Genomic DNA, 17,830 nt, shown 5'->3' on the forward strand with positions numbered 1-17,830 from the left:
CGGTGGCTGCCCTGACGGCGAGGAACATACCCAGATCGAAGGCTCATGGGTACGTCCACTTGCGGGTCATGTGCATGTAACCACCCGTCCGCCAGCGGATCGAAAGTCAAAGCTTGGCAAGGCGCAGCGCGATTATGTGTTCATTTCTTGAACGCAAACCCCCCGAGAGAGGGGGTTTTTCGCTCATGTGAGCGCCAACGGCGACGATTGAGTTCGATCGATGAACGATCAAAGGGTGGCACCCAGTGCCACCCTTTGGAGAAGTGCATCCGGGCCACCATCCGCTCATTTGAGCGCAACCCTTATCAGGGGTGGCGAGAATCACGCTCTCACAGCGCCCCGGATTTCACCATCCGGACCTCCGGCGGATCGCCGCGCGGACGACCCTGCCGCCGGACGTACCGGAGCAAAGCGGATGTCGCGCCATCGTCACACACCCAGGGCCCGCAGCCGCTCCTCGACCCGCTCCGGCGCGTACAGATGCTCCACGACCAGCGCCCCCGCTCCGATGAGCGCCGCCCGTTCCCCGAGCCGGGAGGTGACCACGTCCAGGTGGGCCGTGGAACGCGGCAGCGCCCGCTGGTACAGCAGCTCCCGTACGCCGGTGAGGAAGGGTGTTCCGGCCAGATCTCCCGCGATCATCAGCACCCCGGGGTTGAGCAGCGTGACGACGGTCGCCAGGACGTCCCCGACCCGGCGCCCGGCCTCCCGGGCCAGCGCCGCCGCCTCCGGGTGCCCCGCCGCCAGCAGGTCCCGTACGTCCGAGCCGGAGGCGGCCGGCACCCCGGAGGCCGCCAGCCGCCGGGCCACGGCGCCGCCGCTCGCGACGGCGGCGAGACAGCCGTACGAGCCGCAGCGGCACAGCGCGTCCGCGCCCACCCGGATGTGCCCGATGTCGCCCGCGCCGCCGTCGATCCCCCGGTATATGGAGCCGTCGACGACGACACCCGCGCCGATGCCCGTGGACACCTTCACCAGGACGAAGGCGGCGCAGTCGGGATGGCCCGCGCGCTGTTCGCCGTACGCCATGAGGTTGGCGTCGTTGTCCACCAGGACCGGGACCGGCGGCGCCCCGGTGTGTTCGGTGAGGGCGCGGGAGAGGCGGTCCGTTATGTCGTAGCCGTCCCAGCCGGGCATCATCGGGGGCTGCACCACCCGGCCGGTCGCCGTGTCCACCGGGCCGGGCACCGCGAGCCCGACGCCGCACACCTCGTCCGGCCGCTGTCCGGCCTTTTCCAGCAACTCCCCGAACCAGCACCCGAGTTCGGCCAGCACCGGCGCCGGGCCCTCCTCGATCACCAGGGTGCCGGAGTGCTCGGCCAGGATCTCGCCGGTCAGGGAGAGCACGGCGGCGCGCGCATGCCGGGTGTCGAGGTCGGCCGCGAGGACGACCGCGTGGGAGCCGTCGAACTCCAGGGTGATGGAGGGGCGTCCGCCGAGCGGGGACTCGACCGGACCGCCGGCGCCCTCGCGCAGCCAGCCGGCCCGGAACAGCCGGTCCAGGCGCTGGCCCACGGTCGCCCGGGACAGCCCGGTCGCCTGCTGGAGCGCGCCGCGCGTCACCGCCCGTCCGCTGCGCACCAGTTCGAGCAGGTCCCCGGCGCCTGCCTGACTGCCGCTCCTGGAGTTCATTCCGTTCCTCCCCGGACGTCCGGTCATGCGCACCCCCTTGTGTTTCCCAAGCGTGCATTACATACTGGGTTTTGCGTGTTAAATAGACGTAACTCTACGGCGGTCGGGGCCGAACCCCGTCGGCCGTCCGTCCGGACGTCGTCGCCCCGGGGGAGCCGCGAGTGGACCGCACCGCCCAACTCACCGCCCACGCAACGCCGTACGACACCCCGTCCGCCCTGCGTGTGAGGGCCGCGCGGGTGCTGGACGCCAACTGGACGGGCGGCTCCACGGTCCCCTCCCGGAGCCTGTATCCCCACCAGTGGTCCTGGGACTCGGCGTTCATCGCGATCGGGCTGCGGCACGTCTCGCCGCTGCGCGCCCAGACCGAGCTGGAGACGCTGCTGGCGGCCCAGTGGGCGGACGGGCGTGTGCCGCACATCGTCTTCAACCCCTCCGTCCCGCTCGGCGCCTACTTCCCCGGCCCCGACTTCTGGCGCTCCAGCACCGCCGGACACCCGGCGGGCGCTCCGCGCACCGTACAGACGTCGGGCATCGTGCAGCCACCGGTACACGCACTGGCGGCCTGGCTGGTGCACCGCGCGGACCCCGGACTCTCGCACGCCCGGGGCTTCCTGGCCCGCGTGTATCCGAGGCTGGCCGCCTGGCACCGCTATCTGCTGCGGTGCCGGGACCTGGGCGGCGGCGGTCTGGTGTCCGTCGTCCACCCCTGGGAGCAGGGGATGGACAACAGCCCCTGCTGGGACATGCCGCTCGCGCGGATCACCCCGGCGCCGACCCGCTCCTTCCGGCGCGCCGACCTGGACCACGGCGCGCCCGAGGACCGGCCGACGGATCTGGACTACGGGCGGTACGTGCGCCTGGCCGTGGACTACCGGGACGCCCGGTACGCCGACGGGCAGGGGGAGTTCGCGGTGGAGGACCCGTCGTTCAACGCCCTCCTCATCGCCTCCGAGCACGCCCTCGCCCAGATCGCCGCCGAGTTGGGCGCCCGCGCCGCCGCCCGGCGCTCGCGGGCCGAGCGGCTGACGTCGGCGCTGGTGAAGCGGTTGTGGAGCCCGGAGTCCGGGATGTTCCTGTGCCGGGACGTACGGGGCGGCGGGCTGATCCCCGAGCGGGGCGTCACCGGCCTCGTCCCCCTCCTGCTCCCCACGCTCCCCCGCGAGCTGGTCACCACGCTGGTGCGCACCCTGGCCGGCCCCCACTTCGGGCTCGGCGGCGCGACCCGGCTCGTGCCCAGTTACGACCTGCTCGGCGAGGCCTTCGATCCCCACCGGTACTGGCGGGGTCCGGCCTGGTTCAACATCAGTTGGCTGGTGGAGCGGGGGCTGCGGCTGCACGGCGAGCGGGCGCCGGCCGACACGCTGCGGTCGGCGGTGCTGGAACTGGCCGAGGCGACCGACTTCGCGGAGTACGTCGATCCGTACACGGGCGAGGCGTGCGGCGCGACCGGCTTCGGCTGGACCGCCGCGCTCGCGCTCGACCTGCACCAAGAACCGCTCGACCGGCCCGCATAAAGGGCTTCTCAAGCGACCTGCATAAAGAGCTCAAGCGCCCGTCGCGAGGCGTGTCCGAGGCGGGCACCGGCACGTTCGACAGGAGTGACGAGGGAAGGGACCGGGGATGACCGACCGGCATCATCTGCTCGTGCACGGCGCGACGTTCGCCGCCGTGGGCGATCGGGGCGACATCAGCGGGGTCCGGGGCGGCGGCTCCCCGGACGGGTTGTTCGTGCGCGACGCCCGGCATCTCAGCCGCTGGCAGCTCACCGTGGACGGGGCGGTGCCCGAGGTGCTCACGCCGGTCGCGGACGGCGCCACCGCGCGCTGCGTCCTCGTGCCGCGCGGCGCCCGTCCGGAGCCGCCCGCCCACACGCTCTTCCGTGAACAGGCGGTCGGGGACAGCTCGTTCGTGGAGACGGTACGGGTGACGAGCAATCGCCCGGCGCCGACGACGATCCGGCTGGCGATCACCGCGGACGCGGACTTCGCCGACCAGTTCGAGCTGCGCCCGGACCATCGCACGTACGTGAAGGCGGGCGCCCTGCGCTCCCGGATCGTGATGGACGACGGGATCGAGTTCACGTACCGGCGCGCGGAATGGCGTTCGTGTACGACGATCACGGCGGACCCGGCGCCGGACGCGGTGGAGGAGACGGGCACGGGCGCACGCCGCCTGGTGTGGACGCTGGAGCTGCCGGCACACGGCACGCGGGAACTGGTCCTGCGGGTGATGGCGCGGCCGCACGGGGACAGGCGGGCGCTGCGGGTGCCCCGGGACCCTGCTGCCGTGGAAGCCCAGCTCGACGCGCAGGAGGCCGAGTTCGTGGAGGGCGTGGCCTTCCCGACCGGGTGGCCGGAGCTGGCGGCGGCCTGCGCGCGGGGCCTCACCGACCTGGCGGCGCTCCAGATCCCGGCCACCGGGCCGGACGGCGAGGAGCTGCGGGTACCGGCCGGGGGAGCCCCCTGGTACCTGACGCTGCTCGCCCGGGACGCCCTGCTCACCTCCCTGTTCGCGCTCCCGTACCGGCCGCGCTCGGCGGCCGCGACGCTGCTGGCGCTGGCCGCGACCCAGGCGACCGGCGGGGGCCGGGGACAGGGCGCCGAGCCGGGCAAGATCGTGCACGAGGTACGGCACGGGGAGCTGGCCCACTTCGGGCAGGTACCGTACGCGCGTTACTACGGCTCGGTCGACGCGACCCCGCTCTTCCTCGTCCTGCTCGGCGCGTACACCGAGCGGACCGGTGACCTGGCGCCGGCCCGCCGCCTCGAACCGCACGCCCGGGCCGCCGTCGGCTGGATGCTGGACCACGGCGGGCTGGCCTCGCGCGGCTACCTCGTCTACCGCGCCGACGAGGGCGGCCTCGCCAACCAGAACTGGAAGGACTCCCCCGGCGCGATCTGCCGGGCCGACGGTACGCGGCCGAGCGGGCCGGTGATGGCGGCGGGCGCGCAGGGCTACGCGTACGACGCGCTGCGGCGCACGGCGTGGGTGGCGCGCACGGTGTGGGCCGACGAGACCTATGCCGCACTCCTGGAGCAGGCGGCCGCCGACCTGCGGGACCGCTTCCAGCGGGACTTCTGGATGCCGGACGCGTCCTTCCCGGCGCTGGCCCTGGACAGCGAGGGCCGCCGGGTCGACGCGCTGGCCTCGGACGCGGGGCACCTGCTGTGGACCGGACTCCTGGACAAGGAGTACGGCGAGGTGGTGGGCCGCCGCCTGCTGGAACCCGACTTCTTCTCCGGCTGGGGCGTGCGCACCCTCGCCTCCGGCCAGCCCGCCTACCACCCCCTCTCCCCCCACCGCGGCTCCATCTGGCCCCACGACAACGCCCTCCTCGCCCTCGGCCTCTCCCGCTACGGCCTGCACGACGAGTCCCGCGCCATCGCCCACGCCCTTCTCACCGCCTCCCTCTCCACCTCCCACCGCCTCCCCGAGGTCCTCGCCGGCTACCCCCGCAGCACCCACCCCGAGCCGGTCCCCTGTCCCCACACGTGCACCCTCGAATCACGCTCGGCGGCGGCTCCCCTGGCGTTGCTGACGGCGGTGGGGGGCGCGTAGCGCGCGGCGGCGGTCGTGCACCTCGCGCACCCCGGCGCCTGCTTGTCGCCACGAACGGCTCATCCGCCTCACGACGCGGGACGGGGGCTCAACCGTGTGCCAGTTGGTACCAGATCGTCACGGCGGTCGACACCTGGGCGAGAAGCGAGGCGAGCTGCCCGGAGACGCCGCGCAGTTGGTAGACCGACAGCAGGAGGGCGGGACGGCTGGGCCAGAGCTGCCGCTCCTCCCGGAAGGTCGCCATGTCCGTCCAGATACTGGTGAGCGTCAGGATGGTGAGCAGGGCCAACAGGTACAGGAAGACGTAGCCGACATCCGCGTCCGTGACGAGGTCGAGCAGGGCCGCCATGGACACGGGGACGGCGTAGGCGATGGTCAGGCTCGCCGCACGCCCTGGACTGCGGCGTCCGGGCAACAGGCGCCACAGCGCGCCGAGGACGAAGCCGGCTCCGGCCCAGGCCATCTGGTACAGAGCCGCCTTCGCCACGATGTCCGGAAACCCCGTGGGGTCGTGAAAGAGGCTCGTCCACTCCCAGGGTTCCTTCAGGTCAAGGTAAATGAAGGCGGCAGTGGCCGGAATACCGAAACAGAAGGCCAGGCGTGCGGTACGCAATGCGTTGGACCACCAGTGGTCCTCCGGACCCCAGGCGAGGGCGACGTCCAGCACGGAGATCTGATCCGGCGGCCTCCGCGTGCCGCATCCGGACACCAGCCACTGGCGCAGTTTGTGCAGCTCCTTCTCCAGTTCATCGCGGTCCGCGTCGCCGCCGCGTCCCTGATCCACCAAGTAGAGCTGACGATTCAGAGTGCGGTATCGATGGGATCTCCTCAACAACTCCTGGCGGCGCCTCTCGGTGCCCAGTCGCCGCTCGCAGAAATCGCCCAGCTGACCCATCACCGACCGTCGCCGCCCGACGGAAAGAACGAGGTAGAGAGAGAAGACACCCATAAGGAACCAGATGGCGTACTGGGAGCCCGGGACGCCCGAGATCTTCGTCCCCCTGATACTCACGAAGAAAGAGAAGATCACCACCGTCAGAAAGAGATCCGGTCCTTCCGGCCCGACGGGGATCCCTTTTCCGAGACTCACGCGCTGTTCCTGTTGAACCCTGACCCGGAAGTGCAGCAGGGAGAGGAGCGCGATACACGTCAGGACCCAGCTACGCGCGAAGAGCCACACGAGGTCGGTGAAGTAGGCATTCGCCAGGGTCCTGCTGACTTCGGCTCCATGCTGTGCGAGCACCTTCGGAGATGCGAGCCACGTGTCGCGGTCCCACTGACGTTCCAGCGCCTGCCGACAACAGCCGATCAGGGCAGCGGCAACCATGAGCAGCAGGAATGTGACTGCGGCGACACAGTTAACCGGTTCGCGGTCCCACTTGTCGGCCCAGGCCCCAGAGACGAGTCCCCCTTCCCGGGCGAAGCGCCACGCCCAGGCAGCCATCGCGGCCAGCCACAACCACAGGGCCACCAGGTCCATCAGCACCAGCCCGGTCGCGGCGGCGGCGCTCGGCATCTCACGAGAGGCCAGCCCGGACGGCAGACCGAACAGTCGCGGAGCCAGGACCACCAGCATGCCGGTCGCGGCCACCGCACCGCAGACGACGACGACCGTGCGGACCTGGCGGCGTTGGACCCCCCGGGAGTCGCTGGAGTCGCCGGAATTCGCGTCCGGCGCGGTGAAGAACGCGCCGCGGCTCCAGGGACGAGCGGCGAGGACAAGGGCCACTCCCGCGGCGATACAAGCAAGGGCGCGCCAGCGGGGCAACTTCGCGAGCCACAAGGCGTGCAGGTTCAGGGCCATGGCGATGGCCACGCTGAGCAGAGCCCACTGAAGAACCGCCTGTGCCGGGTTCTCGCCGAGCCTCCCACCGGTGCGGTCGGCCCGCCACGACATCCACTTCAGCGTTGACTCCTTGGATCCCGCTGGGGGCACCGGACCGGGCGGCCGGGCCCGGAGCGCGGCCAGGACGATCACGAACGAGGCGCACACCCACCACGCCCCGACACTCACGAAACGCCAGAACGACTCGGCGTAGCTCAACTGGAAGGAACGCTGCCAGGGCAGTACGACCCCGATCCTGACATTGTCCGGCGGTTGACGGTCCCACTCCAGTCGGTTCGCGCCGACCGACGTCGCCTGCTCCGACAAGTCGGCGAACTTCAGGCCGCCCAGCTCCGCGGTCACCTTGTTCCAGACGATGCTCTGTAGCGTCTGCGGGCGGAGGGTGATCTCCCAGTTCCTCCGCTCGGTGTGCTGAATCTTCCACGGGCCGATCCGGACGGTGTCGTAGTTCCTGATCCAGCCGTACGCGTCGTACTCCACCGTCACCTTGTCCCCCTGCGCGCTCACCTGAGGACCCCCCGAGCGCCATTCATTCTGGTTGAGCTTGTCGTCTCCATTCCCCCGCAACAGGCAGCGCATGGCCGTCCGATAGTCGGCGGAATCATTCCTGAACGTCAGATGCCTTGTCAGGGGCCACTTTCCTGCGGACATCACGACTTTCACGTGCGAACGCACTTCGACGTTGTAGTCCCTCCCGTGCTGATCCAACCGGATCGTGGCATCGGCTTCGTCGACATCGAGTCGGCTCATCCAGCAGGGGTCATCTGTCAACTGCCGCGCTGCCGCGGCAGGGCACCCCCACCACGACACGGCTGCGACGAGACACATCAGCAGCCGCCACCACCGGGTCTTGGCCATCGCGCCGACACCTCTTCCTCAGCCTTCCGCTGGAATGTATTCGCGGTGTCGCAATGTCATGCACAGACACACGTGCCGGGAGGAACGGCCCACTCCTTCGGCGGAAGTTGTGGAAATTGCGGGGCCCCGAGCAGTGACGGAGACTGGACGAAACGACCGTCAGATATCCGACGGAGGGGTCATGACCGGAACCCGGACACCCGCACCCAGAAGCCCGCTTCCCCGGTTCGAAAGAGCCGAAGGGCTGGGGCCCGAAGACGCCGAGTTCGTCCGGGAACTGGTGGCGGTGCTGGAGAAGTACGGCAACCTCGATCGCTTCGGCCTGTGCCTGCTGCACGATCATTTCCCCCTCGCCGACGACGAGGTCCTCGTGGAGACGAACGACCCCGCGGCCCGCACGCTGCACACCCACGTGGAGAAGGCCGGCGAAACGCCCCACACCAAGGCGTCGCAGTGGCGGTTCCTGCCGCACGGCGACGGCGATCGCCGCTCGGAGCTGGAGAAGGGTTCCTACCAGGTGATCCAGCTGTGCACGCCGCTCGACCTGTGTCCGGGTTCCGACCGCGAGGGCGGCCGGGACAGCCGTTGAGCCCGCGGGTTCAGCCGCCCGATGTGTCCAGTTCCGCGTCCTCGCTGACGCCCGCGCAGTCGTACGGGTCCTTCAGCCAGCCGTCCGGCAGGACCACGCGGTTGTTGCCGGAGGTACGGCCGCGGGGTCCGTCGGCGCCGGTGGGCCAGGGCTGGGAGAGGTCCAGCTCGTCGAGTCCGGCGCGCAGTTCGGCCAACGACGAGGTGACGGCGAGGCGCTTGCGCATCTCGGAGCCGACCGCGAAGCCCTTCAGGTACCACGCGACGTGCTTGCGGAAGTCGATCACACCCTTGGACTCGTCGCCGAGCCACTCGCCGAGGAGCCGGGCGTGCCGGACCATCACGTCGGCGACCTCCCGCAGCGTGGGCCGGTGGAAGTCGGCGCGGCCCTCGAAGGCGGCCACCAGGTCGGCGAAGAGCCAGGGGCGGCCGAGGCAGCCGCGGCCCACGACCACGCCGTCGCACCCGGTCTCGCGGACCATCCGCAGCGCGTCCTGCGCCGACCAGATGTCCCCGTTGCCGAGCACGGGGATCTCCGGCACGTGCTCCTTCAGCCGCGCGATGGCGGACCAGTCGGCCGTGCCGCCGTAGTGCTGCGCCGCCGTACGGCCGTGCAGCGCGATCGCCGTCACGCCCTCCTCCACGGCGATCCGCCCGGCGTCGAGATAGGTGATGTGATCGTCGTCGATGCCCTTGCGCATCTTCATCGTCACGGGCAGGTCCCCCGCCCCGGACACCGCCTCGCGCAGGATCGCCCGCAGCAGGTTCCGCTTGTACGGCAGCGCCGAGCCGCCGCCCTTCCGGGTCACCTTGGGGACCGGGCAGCCGAAGTTCAGGTCGATGTGATCGGCGAGGTCCTCCTCCGCGATCATCCGGACGGCCTTGCCGACGGTCGCGGGGTCGACGCCGTACAGCTGGATCGAGCGCGGCGTCTCGCTCGCGTCGAACCTGATCAGCTGCATGGTCTTCTCGTTGCGCTCGACCAGCGCCCGGGTCGTGATCATCTCGCTGACGTACAGTCCCTTGCCCCCGCTGAACTCGCGGCACAGCGTGCGGAAGGGCGCGTTCGTGATCCCCGCCATGGGTGCGAGCACGACGGGCGGTGTCACGGCGTGCGGGCCGATGGAGAGCGGGTGGGTCATCAGACGGCTCCGGGACGGATGTGCGGACGGACGTACAGCGGGAACGACGTAGGACGAGGATCCATTGTCCCTCACCGCCCGAGGTGCCGGACGACCTCGCCCGCTCGTGGACATTCCAGCCCGTGCAGCCCGTGAACAATCATTAGTTAGACACACTATCGAACTCGGCGTACGATGACGCGCATGCCAGAGCTGAGTCACCGCCGACGCCTGCTCGTGCTGGCGATCTGCTGCATGAGCCTGCTGATCGTGAGCCTCGACAACACCGTGCTGAACGTGGCGTTGCCCTCGATGCAGCGCGACCTGCACGCCACCACCTCCGGTCTTCAGTGGACCATCGACGCCTACACCCTCGTCCTGGCCTCGCTGCTGATGCTCGCGGGCTCCACGGCCGACCGGATCGGCCGCAAGCGAGTCTTCATGGCCGGCCTCATGGTGTTCACGGCCGGCTCGGTGCTGTGCTCGCTCGCGCCCGACCTGAGCCTGCTCGTCGTCTTCCGCATGGTCCAGGCCGTCGGTGGCTCGATGCTCAACCCGGTCGCCATGTCGATCATCACCAACACCTTCACCGACGCCCGCGAACGCGCCCGCGCGATCGGCGTGTGGGGCGCGGTGGTCGGCATATCCATGGCGCTCGGCCCGCTGGTGGGCGGCCTGCTCGTGCAGTCCGTGAGCTGGCGCGCGATCTTCTGGGTCAACCTTCCGATCGGCCTGGCCGCCCTGCTGCTCACCCTGCGCTTCGTCCCGGAGTCCCGCGCCCCCAGGGGCCGCCGCCCCGACCCGGTGGGCCAGGTGCTGGTGATCGCCCTGTTCGGCGCGCTGACGTACGGGATCATCCAGGCTCCGGACGCGGGCCCCGCCTCGGTCGCGCCGTACTTCGTGATCGCCGCCGTCGCCCTGCTCGCCCTGCTCTGGTACGAGCCCCGGCGTGACGAGCCCCTCATCGACCTGCGCTTCTTCCGCTCCGCTCCGTTCAGCGGGGCGACCGTGATCGCGATCAGCGCCTTCGCCTCGCTCGGCGGCTTCCTGTTCATGTCGACGCTCTACCTCCAGAACGTGCGCGGCCTCGACGCCCTGCACGCGGGGCTGTGGATGCTCCCCATGGCCGCGCCGACCTTCCTGTGCGCACCCCTGTCCGGCCGTCTGGTCGGCACCCGGGGCCCCCGCCTGCCGCTGCTGATCGCCGGTACGGCGATGACGGTCAGCGGCCTCATGTTCGCGCTCTTCGAGGCGGAGACCTCGAACGTCACCCTGTTCATCGGGTACGTCCTGTTCGGCATCGGCTTCGGCTTCGTCAACGCGCCGATCACCAACACGGCCGTCTCCGGCATGCCCCGCGCCCAGGCCGGTGTCGCCGCCGCCGTCGCCTCCACCAGCCGGCAGCTGGGCCAGACCCTCGGCGTCGCGGTGATCGGCGCGGTCCTCGCCTCCGGCATCGGCGCGTCGTCGTACCGCACCGCCTTCGTCTCCGCCGCCCGCCCCGGCTGGTGGATCCTCACCGTCTGCGGTCTCGCCGTGCTCACCCTGGGGCTGCTCACCAGCGGCCTGTGGGCCCGGCGCACGGCCGAGCGCGCGGCGGAGCGGCTGGAGACCACGGAGATCCGGCAGGCGGTGGGCGCCGCCGGCCGCGGCTGACCCGGCACGCACGAGGAAGGAGCCGGCCCCGGTGCGACACCGGGGCCGGCTCCTTCTCGGTGGAGGGGCCTCAGCGGCGGGCGGCCTTGGCCAGCGCCTTGACGAAGCTCGGCGCGTCCGGCGTACCGACACCGGTGGCCATGTCGTAGCCGTCGACGGCCTTGTAGCCGGTGACGCCGCCGTAGCTGTTGTCCGTGCCGTCGTTGACGTCCACGACGCCGGTGCCCTTGTGCTCGGCGAGGCTGTAGAGCGCGGCGTTGATGTTGCCGAGGCGGTGCCCGGCGACCTGGTCGGCGAGCGCGACGACGCCCGCGAAGAGCGGGCTGGACTCGCTGGTGCCGCCGTAGACGTTCCAGCCGACGGCGGTCGGGTCGTAGCTCGAGTACACCCAGGCACCGCCGTTGACGGCGGCGGACATCGAGATGTCCGGGGTGCCGCGGTGGCTGCCGACGATCTTCTTGACGCCGTTCTGGAAGGCGGGCCGGGAGAACACGTGGGACTCGCCGCCGCCGCCCGCCCCGTAGTCGTTGTAGACGCTGTCGGGGCTGAGCCGGTGGCCCTGCTCGTCCAGGTGCAGCTGGGTGCCGCCGACAGAGGTGACCAACGGGTCGGAGGACGGCCAGGAGTTGACCTGCACCGGGTAGTCGCCCGAGCCGTCCAGCGTGCTGTTGGTGGGGCCGTCGTCACCGGAGGAGCCGAGGACGGTCACGCCCTTGCGGGCCGCGTCCTTGAACGCGTACCGCAGGTTCTGGATGCTGGAGAAGTCGCCCTTCTCGAAGCCCGGGAAGGTGTTCTCGGTCGCGTCGAAGCTCTGCGTGATGACGTCGCCGACCCCGTGGTCGATCAGGGACTTCTCGGCGCTCATCATCTCCGGCAGACCGGTGACGCCCTCGGTCTCGGCGACTCCCGTCTCGACGAGCACGATCTTGGCACCCGGCGCGGCCGCGTGGGCCATCTCGACGTCCAGGGTGGACTCGCCGGCCCAGCCCGTCATGTCGGCGTTCTTCGGGTCGAAGGGGGGCACCTTGCCCCACTTGACGACCGAGACCTTGGTGCTCGCCATGCCGAACTGCTTGCTGTACACGTCGAGGTCGTGCTGAATCGTCGGGGAGCCGAACGAGTCGACGATGACGATCGTGCGCCCCTTGCCCGTGATGCCCTTGCGGTACAGCGAGCCGAGGTTGTACGCGGTGCGGTACTGCAGCGGGGTGTAGCAGTTGATGTGCCACTTGGCCTGGCACTGGGCGATGGAGAGCGGGCTGGCCACGTCGTGGGCGAGGGTGTGCCCGGCGATGGCCGGAGCCGCGAAGGTGTGCGGCACGGCGGCCGGGGCCGCGGCGGCGGTGACGCCCGCGGGGACGGCGGTCGCCAGCGCGGCGACGAGGGCGGCAGCGCCGGTCGTGGCGGCAGCGACGCCTCGCCCGGTACGGGATATGTGCATGAAATCCCCTGAGAGGTCTGGTGTCGACCGAAGTGGTCTCACGCATCCCATCGATGGAGCCATGCACAGGACAACCCTGTCGGGTTGTGGAACTCGAATGTTTTACCGAAAGCGCACCAGTCCGCGGGGGACTGATCAACTCCCTTGTGCCAGCCGGTGAAGCCGCTCCAGACGCTCCCGCGTCTCCTCGTTCTTCGGCGTGTACGTCACCATCCGGCCGCCCGGTTCGGGGGCCAGCCACAGATCGGTGTGCTCCAACGTCAGGTGACCCACATAGGGGTTGAGGAACTCCTTGGTCTTGGAGCGGTGGCCGACCACCTCGTACCGCTCCCAGTTCTCCCGGAACTCCGGCGACTCCTCCAGCCGCCGCAGGAGCATCTTCCAGGCGGGCTCGCCGAGATGACCGGCGAGGGCGGCGCGCAGCCGGGCCGCCATCAGCCGCTGGCTCTCCTCCAGGTGCACGATCGCGGCCCGCCAGTGGGGGTTGGTGTAGGCGAGCAGGATGGAGTTGCGGTCCTCGGGCGGGATCTCGTCCAGGTCGGCGCCCATGAGGAGGGCGTAGGTGCGGTTGTAGGCGACGATGTCGTACCGGCTGTTCTGCACCGAGGCCGGGATCGGTCCGAGCCGGTCCAGCATCTCGCGCAGCGCGGGCGTCACGCTCGGGCAACGGGCCGCCGGTGTCGGGTCGTTGGCCCCGGCGAGCTGGAACAGGTGGGCGCGTTCGCTGGCGTCGAGCCGCAGGGTGCGCGCGAGGGCGTCGAGGACCTGGACGGAGACGTGGATGGCGCGGGCCTGTTCGAGCCAGGTGTACCAGGTGACGCCGACGGCGGACAGGTGCGCCACCTCCTCGCGGCGCAGTCCGGGCGTACGGCGGCGGGGGCCGCGCGGCAGGCCGACCTCCTCGGGGCGGATGCGCTCGCGCCGGCTGCGCAGGAAGGCGGCCAGTTCGTGCCGCCGGATCTCCGCGCCGCCTACCGGGCTCGTCCCTTCCCGTGCGGTGGTCGTCATCGTGGCCATGCTCCCAGGGTGCCGTGCCGGTCAGCCTGTTTCCAGGTAGTCCTGGTACCAGGATGAGGACACTCTGGTACCTGCCTGAGCCGCGCCGCAGGCTCGATGGCATGAGTGAGACCGTCACCGTCCACGCCGTCCGCCCGGCGGCCGCGCCGCCCGCGCTCGGCGGGTCCGGATTGTTCACCGTCCTGTTGGCCGCGGCACTGCCGCTGGTCGACTTCTTCATCGTCAATGTCGCCCTGCCGACCATGGGGGCCGACCTGCACGCGGGCGAGGCCGTGCTGGAGCTGGTGGTCGCGGGGTACGGCGTCGCCTACGCCGTGCTGCTCGTGCTCGGCGGGCGGCTCGGGGACCTGTTCGGCCGCCGCCGGCTCTTCCTCGGCGGCATGGCGGCCTTCGGACTGACCTCACTGGCCTGCGGACTCGCGCCCGGCGCGTGGAGCCTGGTGGCCGCGCGGGTGGCGCAGGGCGCGGCGGCCGCCGCGATGCTGCCGCAGGTGCTCGCCACCATCCAGTCCGCCACCCAGGGCGCGCGCCGCGCCAAGGCGATGAGCCTGTACGGCGCCACGGCCGGACTGTCCATGGTGGCCGGGCAGATACTCGGCGGGGTCCTGGTCGCCGCCGACATCGCGGGGAGCGGCTGGCGGGCGGTGTTCCTCGTCAACGTGCCCGTGGTGGTGCTGGGTCTGGTCCTCGCCGTACGACTCGTACCCGAGACCCGTTCCCAGCACCCGGAGCCCGTCGACGGGCCCGGCACGGCGCTGCTCGCGGTGTCCCTGCTGACGCTGCTCGCGCCGCTCACCGAGGGCCGGGCGGCGGGCTGGCCGCTGTGGACATGGCTGTCACTGGCTGCGTTCCCGTTCGCGGCGGGCGCGTTCTGGCTGGTGGAGCGGCGGGCGGACCGGGCGGGGCGCACGCCCCTGGTGCCGCCGAGCCTGCTCGCGCTCGCGTCGCTGCGGCGCGGGCTGGTGCTGATCGTGCCGTTCACGGTCGGCTTCAGCGGGTTCATGTTCGTGATCGCGCTGGCGCTCCAGCAGGGGGCGCGCCTGGGCCCGGTGCCGGCGGGCCTCGCGCTCGCGCCGATGGCGGTGGTGTTCCTCTTCGTCTCGCTCGCGGGGCCGCGGTTGATCGGGCGGTTCGGCACCCGGGTGGTGCCGGCCGGGTCGGTGGTGCAGGGCGTCGGTGTGCTGCTGATCGCGCTGGCGGTCTGGCGGGACTGGCCGCATCTGAGTCTCGTCGCGCTGCTGCCGGGGGTGGCGGTCGCCGGGGCCGGCCAGGCGCTCCAACTGCCCAATGTGATGCGGCTGGTGCTGTCCGAGGTGCCGAGCGCTCGCGCCGGTGTCGGCGGCGGGGTGCTGGTGACCACGCAGCAGTCGGGGCTCGCGCTCGGGGTCGCGACGCTCGGCACGCTCTACCTCGCGCTGGTGCCGCACGTGGGGATGCGGGAGGCGCTGGTGGTGACGCTGCTCGCGCAGGTGGCGGGGATCGTGCTGACGGGGGTGCTGGGGCTGCGGCTGCCGCGGCGGGTGGGGTGAGCGGCGGCGCCGTGGCGGGTGGGGTGAGCGGCGCCGCCGTGGCGGGTGACTGGGCGTTGTTGTGGCGGGTGACTGGGCGTTGTGGCCGGGTGCGGCCGTTCGGCGGACGCGCGCGGGGGCCGGCGGCGCTTCGGCAGGGCTCGCGAGCAGGGGGTCGGAAGCCGCCCTAAATCGCCTCTGACCTGCGCCTTCGTAGATCCGTTCCGCCGGTTACCCACCGTTTCGAGTGGCCGACGGAGCGAAGTCGGGTCAGCCTGGGAGACGTCCGATCGAGCGAACGATCGAGCGAACGATCGAGCGACAGGAGAAAACCATGACCTCCGTACTCCGCCACCACCGCTACGGCCGTGCGCTGGGCGCCGGTGCGATGACCGTGGCGCTGCTCTCCGGCGGTACGGCCGGAGCCTTCGCGGCGAGCACCCCCACCCCGAAGGCGACCAAGACCGGCGGCATGCCGACCATGAAGCCGATGCCCACGCACATGGCGGCCACGAAACCGATGCCGACGGGCACGGCGACCGCGAGGGGCTCCATCACGGTCTCGACCGCCCACAAGACCGTCCGGCACGGCGAGACCGTGGCCTTCGTCGGACGCGTCAAGGGCGTGAAGTCCGGCGCCACGCTGGTGCTCCAGCACCGGATGAACGGCAAGTGGACCACCCTGCGGTCCACGACGATCGTCAACCGCAACGGCACCTTCACCATCCGCCGGGCGTTCACCGCCAAGGGCACCGAGACGGTGCGCGTGGCGACGAAGGACGGCAAGATCATGTCCTCGCCGCTGACCGTGAAGGTCGGCTGACCGCGGCGGACGTCAGCGAAGACCCCGCAGCAGCAGGTCCACGACGGCCGTGAACTCCTCGCCGACGCCGGGCCGGGTCCACTCCCTGGCGTAGCAGGGATCGTGGAAACGGCCGGTGGCCTGGAAGACGGCTCGGGCCGCGGCGGCCGGGTCGGGCACCGTGAAGGTGCCCGACCCGGCCGCTTCTTCGATGATCCGGGTCAGCTGCGCGGTCAGTTCGGCTATGTGCTCGCCGACGGCCGCGCCGTTCTCGTCCGTCAGCACGGTGTACGTGGCGAACAGCTCCGGGTCGTCGCCCGCCTTGTGCCGCTTGGCCTCGAACAGCGCGGCGAGCCAGTCCCGCAGCCGGGTCCCGGGGTCCCGGTCGCTCGCGGCGGCGATCACGGCGAGCTGCTCCGAGGTCCGGTCCAGCCAGCGCTTGGTGACCGCCTCGCGCAGCGCCGCCTTGGTACGGAAGTGCCGGTAGACACTGCCGTGGCTGACCCCGAGCGCGCGGGCCACGTCCACCACGGTGGCCTTGGCCGGACCGTGACGGCGCAGCACCTCCTCGGTCGCTTCGAGGATGCGCTCGGCGGTCAGGATCTCGCTGGTCGGTGCCATGCCTAGACCGTACCCGGCGGCGCGGTCAGCGCTCACTGTCGAGATGTGCCATCTGTGCGCTCGGGTAGCGGTCGCCGGCCGCCGCGTCCGCCGGTACGGCCTCCTCGATCGCCGCCAGGTCGGCCGCGTCCAGGGTCACCTCAAGGGCGCCGAGCGACTCGCCCAGGCGCTCCCGGGTGCGGGCGCCGATCAGCGGCACGATGTCCTCGCCCCTGGACAGCACCCAGGCGATCGCGGTCTGCGCCACGGTGGCGCCCTTGCGCTCGGCGATCGCGCGCAGGGCCTCGACCAGGTTCAGGTTGTGCTGGAGGTTCTCGCCCTGGAAGCGGGGCGAGTGGGCGCGGAAGTCGTTGGCGGCGAGCTGCCGGTCGCGGGGGAAGTGGCCGGAGATCAGGCCCCGGGACAGGACGCCGTACGCGGTGATGCCGATGCCCAGCTCGCGGACGGTCGGCAGGATCTCCCGCTCGATGCCCCGGGAGATGAGCGAGTACTCGATCTGGAGGTCGCAGACCGGCGCGGTGGCGGCGGCCCGGCGGATCGTCCCGGCGCCGACCTCGCTGAGGCCGACGTGGCGGACGTACCCCTTCTCGATCAGTTCGGCGATGGCGCCGACGGTCTCCTCGATCGGGACGTCCGGGTCGAGGCGGGCGATGCGGTAGACGTCGATGTGGTCGACGCCGAGGCGCTGGAGGGAGTAGGCGGCGAAGTTCTTCACGGCGGCGGGCCGGCCGTCGTAGCCGCTCCAGTTGCCCGCCGGGTCGCGCAGGGCGCCGAACTTCACGCTGACCAGGGCCTGTTCGCGCCGGGCCGCGGGCGCGGTGCGCAGGGCCTCGCCGATCAGCATCTCGTTGTGCCCCATGGCGTAGAAGTCGCCGGTGTCCAGCAGGGTGACGCCGGCCTCCAGGGCGGCGTGGATGGTCGCGATGGACTCGGCGCGGTCGGCGTCGCCGTACAACGCGGACATGCCCATGCAGCCGAGGCCGAGGGCGAAGACCCGGGGGCCGGTGGTGCCGAGGTTTCGGGTACGCGGGGTTGTCGTCATGGAAGCAGCATGGCAGGGCTGCTGACAGATTTCAATATCTGTCATTCCATACTTGTCACTCGGGTGGCGGCTCGCGGACCGGACGTTCGACGACAACGCCGAGGCGCCGCAAGGGTGTTGACGCACGCGGGACACAC

Annotated in this window: 13 protein-coding genes; 6 read left to right on the top strand and 7 right to left on the bottom strand. The window is 71.2% G+C overall.

The window, feature by feature from the left end:
* Window positions 1–429 precede the first annotated feature (429 nt).
* A complete protein-coding gene (locus tag ACWDD7_RS32450; RefSeq protein ID WP_450460018.1) occupies window positions 430–1,659 on the bottom strand; it encodes an ROK family protein in 1,230 nt (409 codons plus the stop codon).
* Window positions 1,660–1,793: 134 nt separating this feature from the next.
* Between ACWDD7_RS32450 and ACWDD7_RS32455 the strand changes: the two genes are divergently transcribed.
* Entirely contained in the window at window positions 1,794–3,149 is a 1,356-nt protein-coding gene (locus ACWDD7_RS32455) for an MGH1-like glycoside hydrolase domain-containing protein (protein ID WP_450460019.1), read from the top strand.
* Between the two features lie 106 nt (window positions 3,150–3,255).
* Window positions 3,256–5,193: an amylo-alpha-1,6-glucosidase gene (locus ACWDD7_RS32460; protein ID WP_450460020.1), complete on the top strand. Its 1,938-nt coding sequence runs from the start codon at window positions 3,256–3,258 to the stop codon at window positions 5,191–5,193.
* 88 nt (window positions 5,194–5,281) lie between these two features.
* Here the strand turns inward: ACWDD7_RS32460 and ACWDD7_RS32465 are convergent, their stop codons facing one another.
* Window positions 5,282–7,897 carry a DUF6185 family protein gene (locus ACWDD7_RS32465; RefSeq protein WP_450460021.1) on the bottom strand — a complete coding sequence of 872 codons (2,616 nt, stop codon included), beginning with the start codon at window positions 7,895–7,897 and terminating at the stop codon, window positions 5,282–5,284.
* A 181-nt stretch (window positions 7,898–8,078) separates the two neighbouring features.
* Between ACWDD7_RS32465 and ACWDD7_RS32470 the strand changes: the two genes are divergently transcribed.
* Window positions 8,079–8,486 (top strand): hypothetical protein, encoded by a 408-nt coding sequence (locus ACWDD7_RS32470; RefSeq protein WP_450460022.1) that lies wholly within the window; start codon window positions 8,079–8,081, stop codon window positions 8,484–8,486.
* 10 nt (window positions 8,487–8,496) lie between these two features.
* Here the strand turns inward: ACWDD7_RS32470 and dusB are convergent, their stop codons facing one another.
* A complete protein-coding gene (gene dusB / locus ACWDD7_RS32475; protein ID WP_450460023.1) occupies window positions 8,497–9,627 on the bottom strand; it encodes a tRNA dihydrouridine synthase DusB in 1,131 nt (376 codons plus the stop codon).
* A gap of 183 nt (window positions 9,628–9,810) precedes the next feature.
* On the opposite strand from dusB, the gene ACWDD7_RS32480 reads away from it, so the two are divergent.
* Window positions 9,811–11,262, top strand: coding sequence for an MFS transporter (locus ACWDD7_RS32480; RefSeq protein ID WP_450460024.1), 1,452 nt, complete (start codon window positions 9,811–9,813; stop codon window positions 11,260–11,262).
* A gap of 70 nt (window positions 11,263–11,332) precedes the next feature.
* Here ACWDD7_RS32480 and ACWDD7_RS32485 read toward each other — a convergent pair whose 3' ends face one another.
* Both ACWDD7_RS32485 and ACWDD7_RS32490 read right to left on the bottom strand, forming a co-directional pair.
* Window positions 11,333–12,703, bottom strand: coding sequence for a S53 family peptidase (locus ACWDD7_RS32485; RefSeq protein WP_450460025.1), 1,371 nt, complete (start codon window positions 12,701–12,703; stop codon window positions 11,333–11,335).
* Between the two features lie 135 nt (window positions 12,704–12,838).
* A complete protein-coding gene (locus ACWDD7_RS32490) occupies window positions 12,839–13,711 on the bottom strand; it encodes a helix-turn-helix transcriptional regulator (RefSeq protein ID WP_450460043.1) in 873 nt (290 codons plus the stop codon).
* Between the two features lie 110 nt (window positions 13,712–13,821).
* On the opposite strand from ACWDD7_RS32490, the gene ACWDD7_RS32495 reads away from it, so the two are divergent.
* On the top strand, window positions 13,822–15,249 hold the full coding sequence (locus tag ACWDD7_RS32495) for an MFS transporter (RefSeq protein ID WP_450460026.1): 1,428 nt from the start codon (window positions 13,822–13,824) through the stop codon (window positions 15,247–15,249).
* Window positions 15,250–15,562: 313 nt separating this feature from the next.
* Window positions 15,563–16,051 carry a hypothetical protein gene (locus ACWDD7_RS32500; protein ID WP_450460027.1) on the top strand — a complete coding sequence of 163 codons (489 nt, stop codon included), beginning with the start codon at window positions 15,563–15,565 and terminating at the stop codon, window positions 16,049–16,051.
* Between the two features lie 12 nt (window positions 16,052–16,063).
* On the opposite strand, the gene ACWDD7_RS32505 is transcribed toward ACWDD7_RS32500, so the two are convergent.
* Together ACWDD7_RS32505 and ACWDD7_RS32510 are read right to left on the bottom strand one after the other, a co-directional pair.
* Entirely contained in the window at window positions 16,064–16,651 is a 588-nt protein-coding gene (locus ACWDD7_RS32505; RefSeq protein WP_450460028.1) for a TetR family transcriptional regulator, read from the bottom strand.
* 25 nt (window positions 16,652–16,676) lie between these two features.
* The gene (locus ACWDD7_RS32510) at window positions 16,677–17,693 is read right to left on the bottom strand and encodes an aldo/keto reductase (protein ID WP_392212600.1); all 1,017 of its coding nucleotides are present in this window, start codon (window positions 17,691–17,693) and stop codon (window positions 16,677–16,679) included.
* Between the last annotated feature and the right edge of the window lie 137 nt (window positions 17,694–17,830).

The organism is Streptomyces sp. NPDC001056 (genome assembly GCF_053598955.1).

Bases quoted from the DNA above. Each gene is read 5' to 3' on its own strand.
- ACWDD7_RS32460 (WP_450460020.1), top strand. From the start codon at position 3,256: ATGACCGACCGGCATCATCTGCTCGTGCACGGCGCGACGTTCGCCGCC.
- ACWDD7_RS32495 (WP_450460026.1), top strand. From the start codon at position 13,822: ATGAGTGAGACCGTCACCGTCCACGCCGTCCGCCCGGCGGCCGCGCCG.
- ACWDD7_RS32510 (WP_392212600.1), bottom strand. From the start codon at position 17,693: ATGACGACAACCCCGCGTACCCGAAACCTCGGCACCACCGGCCCCCGG.
- ACWDD7_RS32485 (WP_450460025.1), bottom strand. From the start codon at position 12,703: ATGCACATATCCCGTACCGGGCGAGGCGTCGCTGCCGCCACGACCGGC.
- dusB (WP_450460023.1), bottom strand. From the start codon at position 9,627: ATGACCCACCCGCTCTCCATCGGCCCGCACGCCGTGACACCGCCCGTC.
- ACWDD7_RS32505 (WP_450460028.1), bottom strand. From the start codon at position 16,651: ATGGCACCGACCAGCGAGATCCTGACCGCCGAGCGCATCCTCGAAGCG.
- ACWDD7_RS32480 (WP_450460024.1), top strand. From the start codon at position 9,811: ATGCCAGAGCTGAGTCACCGCCGACGCCTGCTCGTGCTGGCGATCTGC.
- ACWDD7_RS32450 (WP_450460018.1), bottom strand. From the start codon at position 1,659: ATGACCGGACGTCCGGGGAGGAACGGAATGAACTCCAGGAGCGGCAGT.
- ACWDD7_RS32470 (WP_450460022.1), top strand. From the start codon at position 8,079: ATGACCGGAACCCGGACACCCGCACCCAGAAGCCCGCTTCCCCGGTTC.
- ACWDD7_RS32465 (WP_450460021.1), bottom strand. From the start codon at position 7,897: ATGGCCAAGACCCGGTGGTGGCGGCTGCTGATGTGTCTCGTCGCAGCC.
- ACWDD7_RS32500 (WP_450460027.1), top strand. From the start codon at position 15,563: ATGACCTCCGTACTCCGCCACCACCGCTACGGCCGTGCGCTGGGCGCC.
- ACWDD7_RS32490 (WP_450460043.1), bottom strand. From the start codon at position 13,711: ATGACGACCACCGCACGGGAAGGGACGAGCCCGGTAGGCGGCGCGGAG.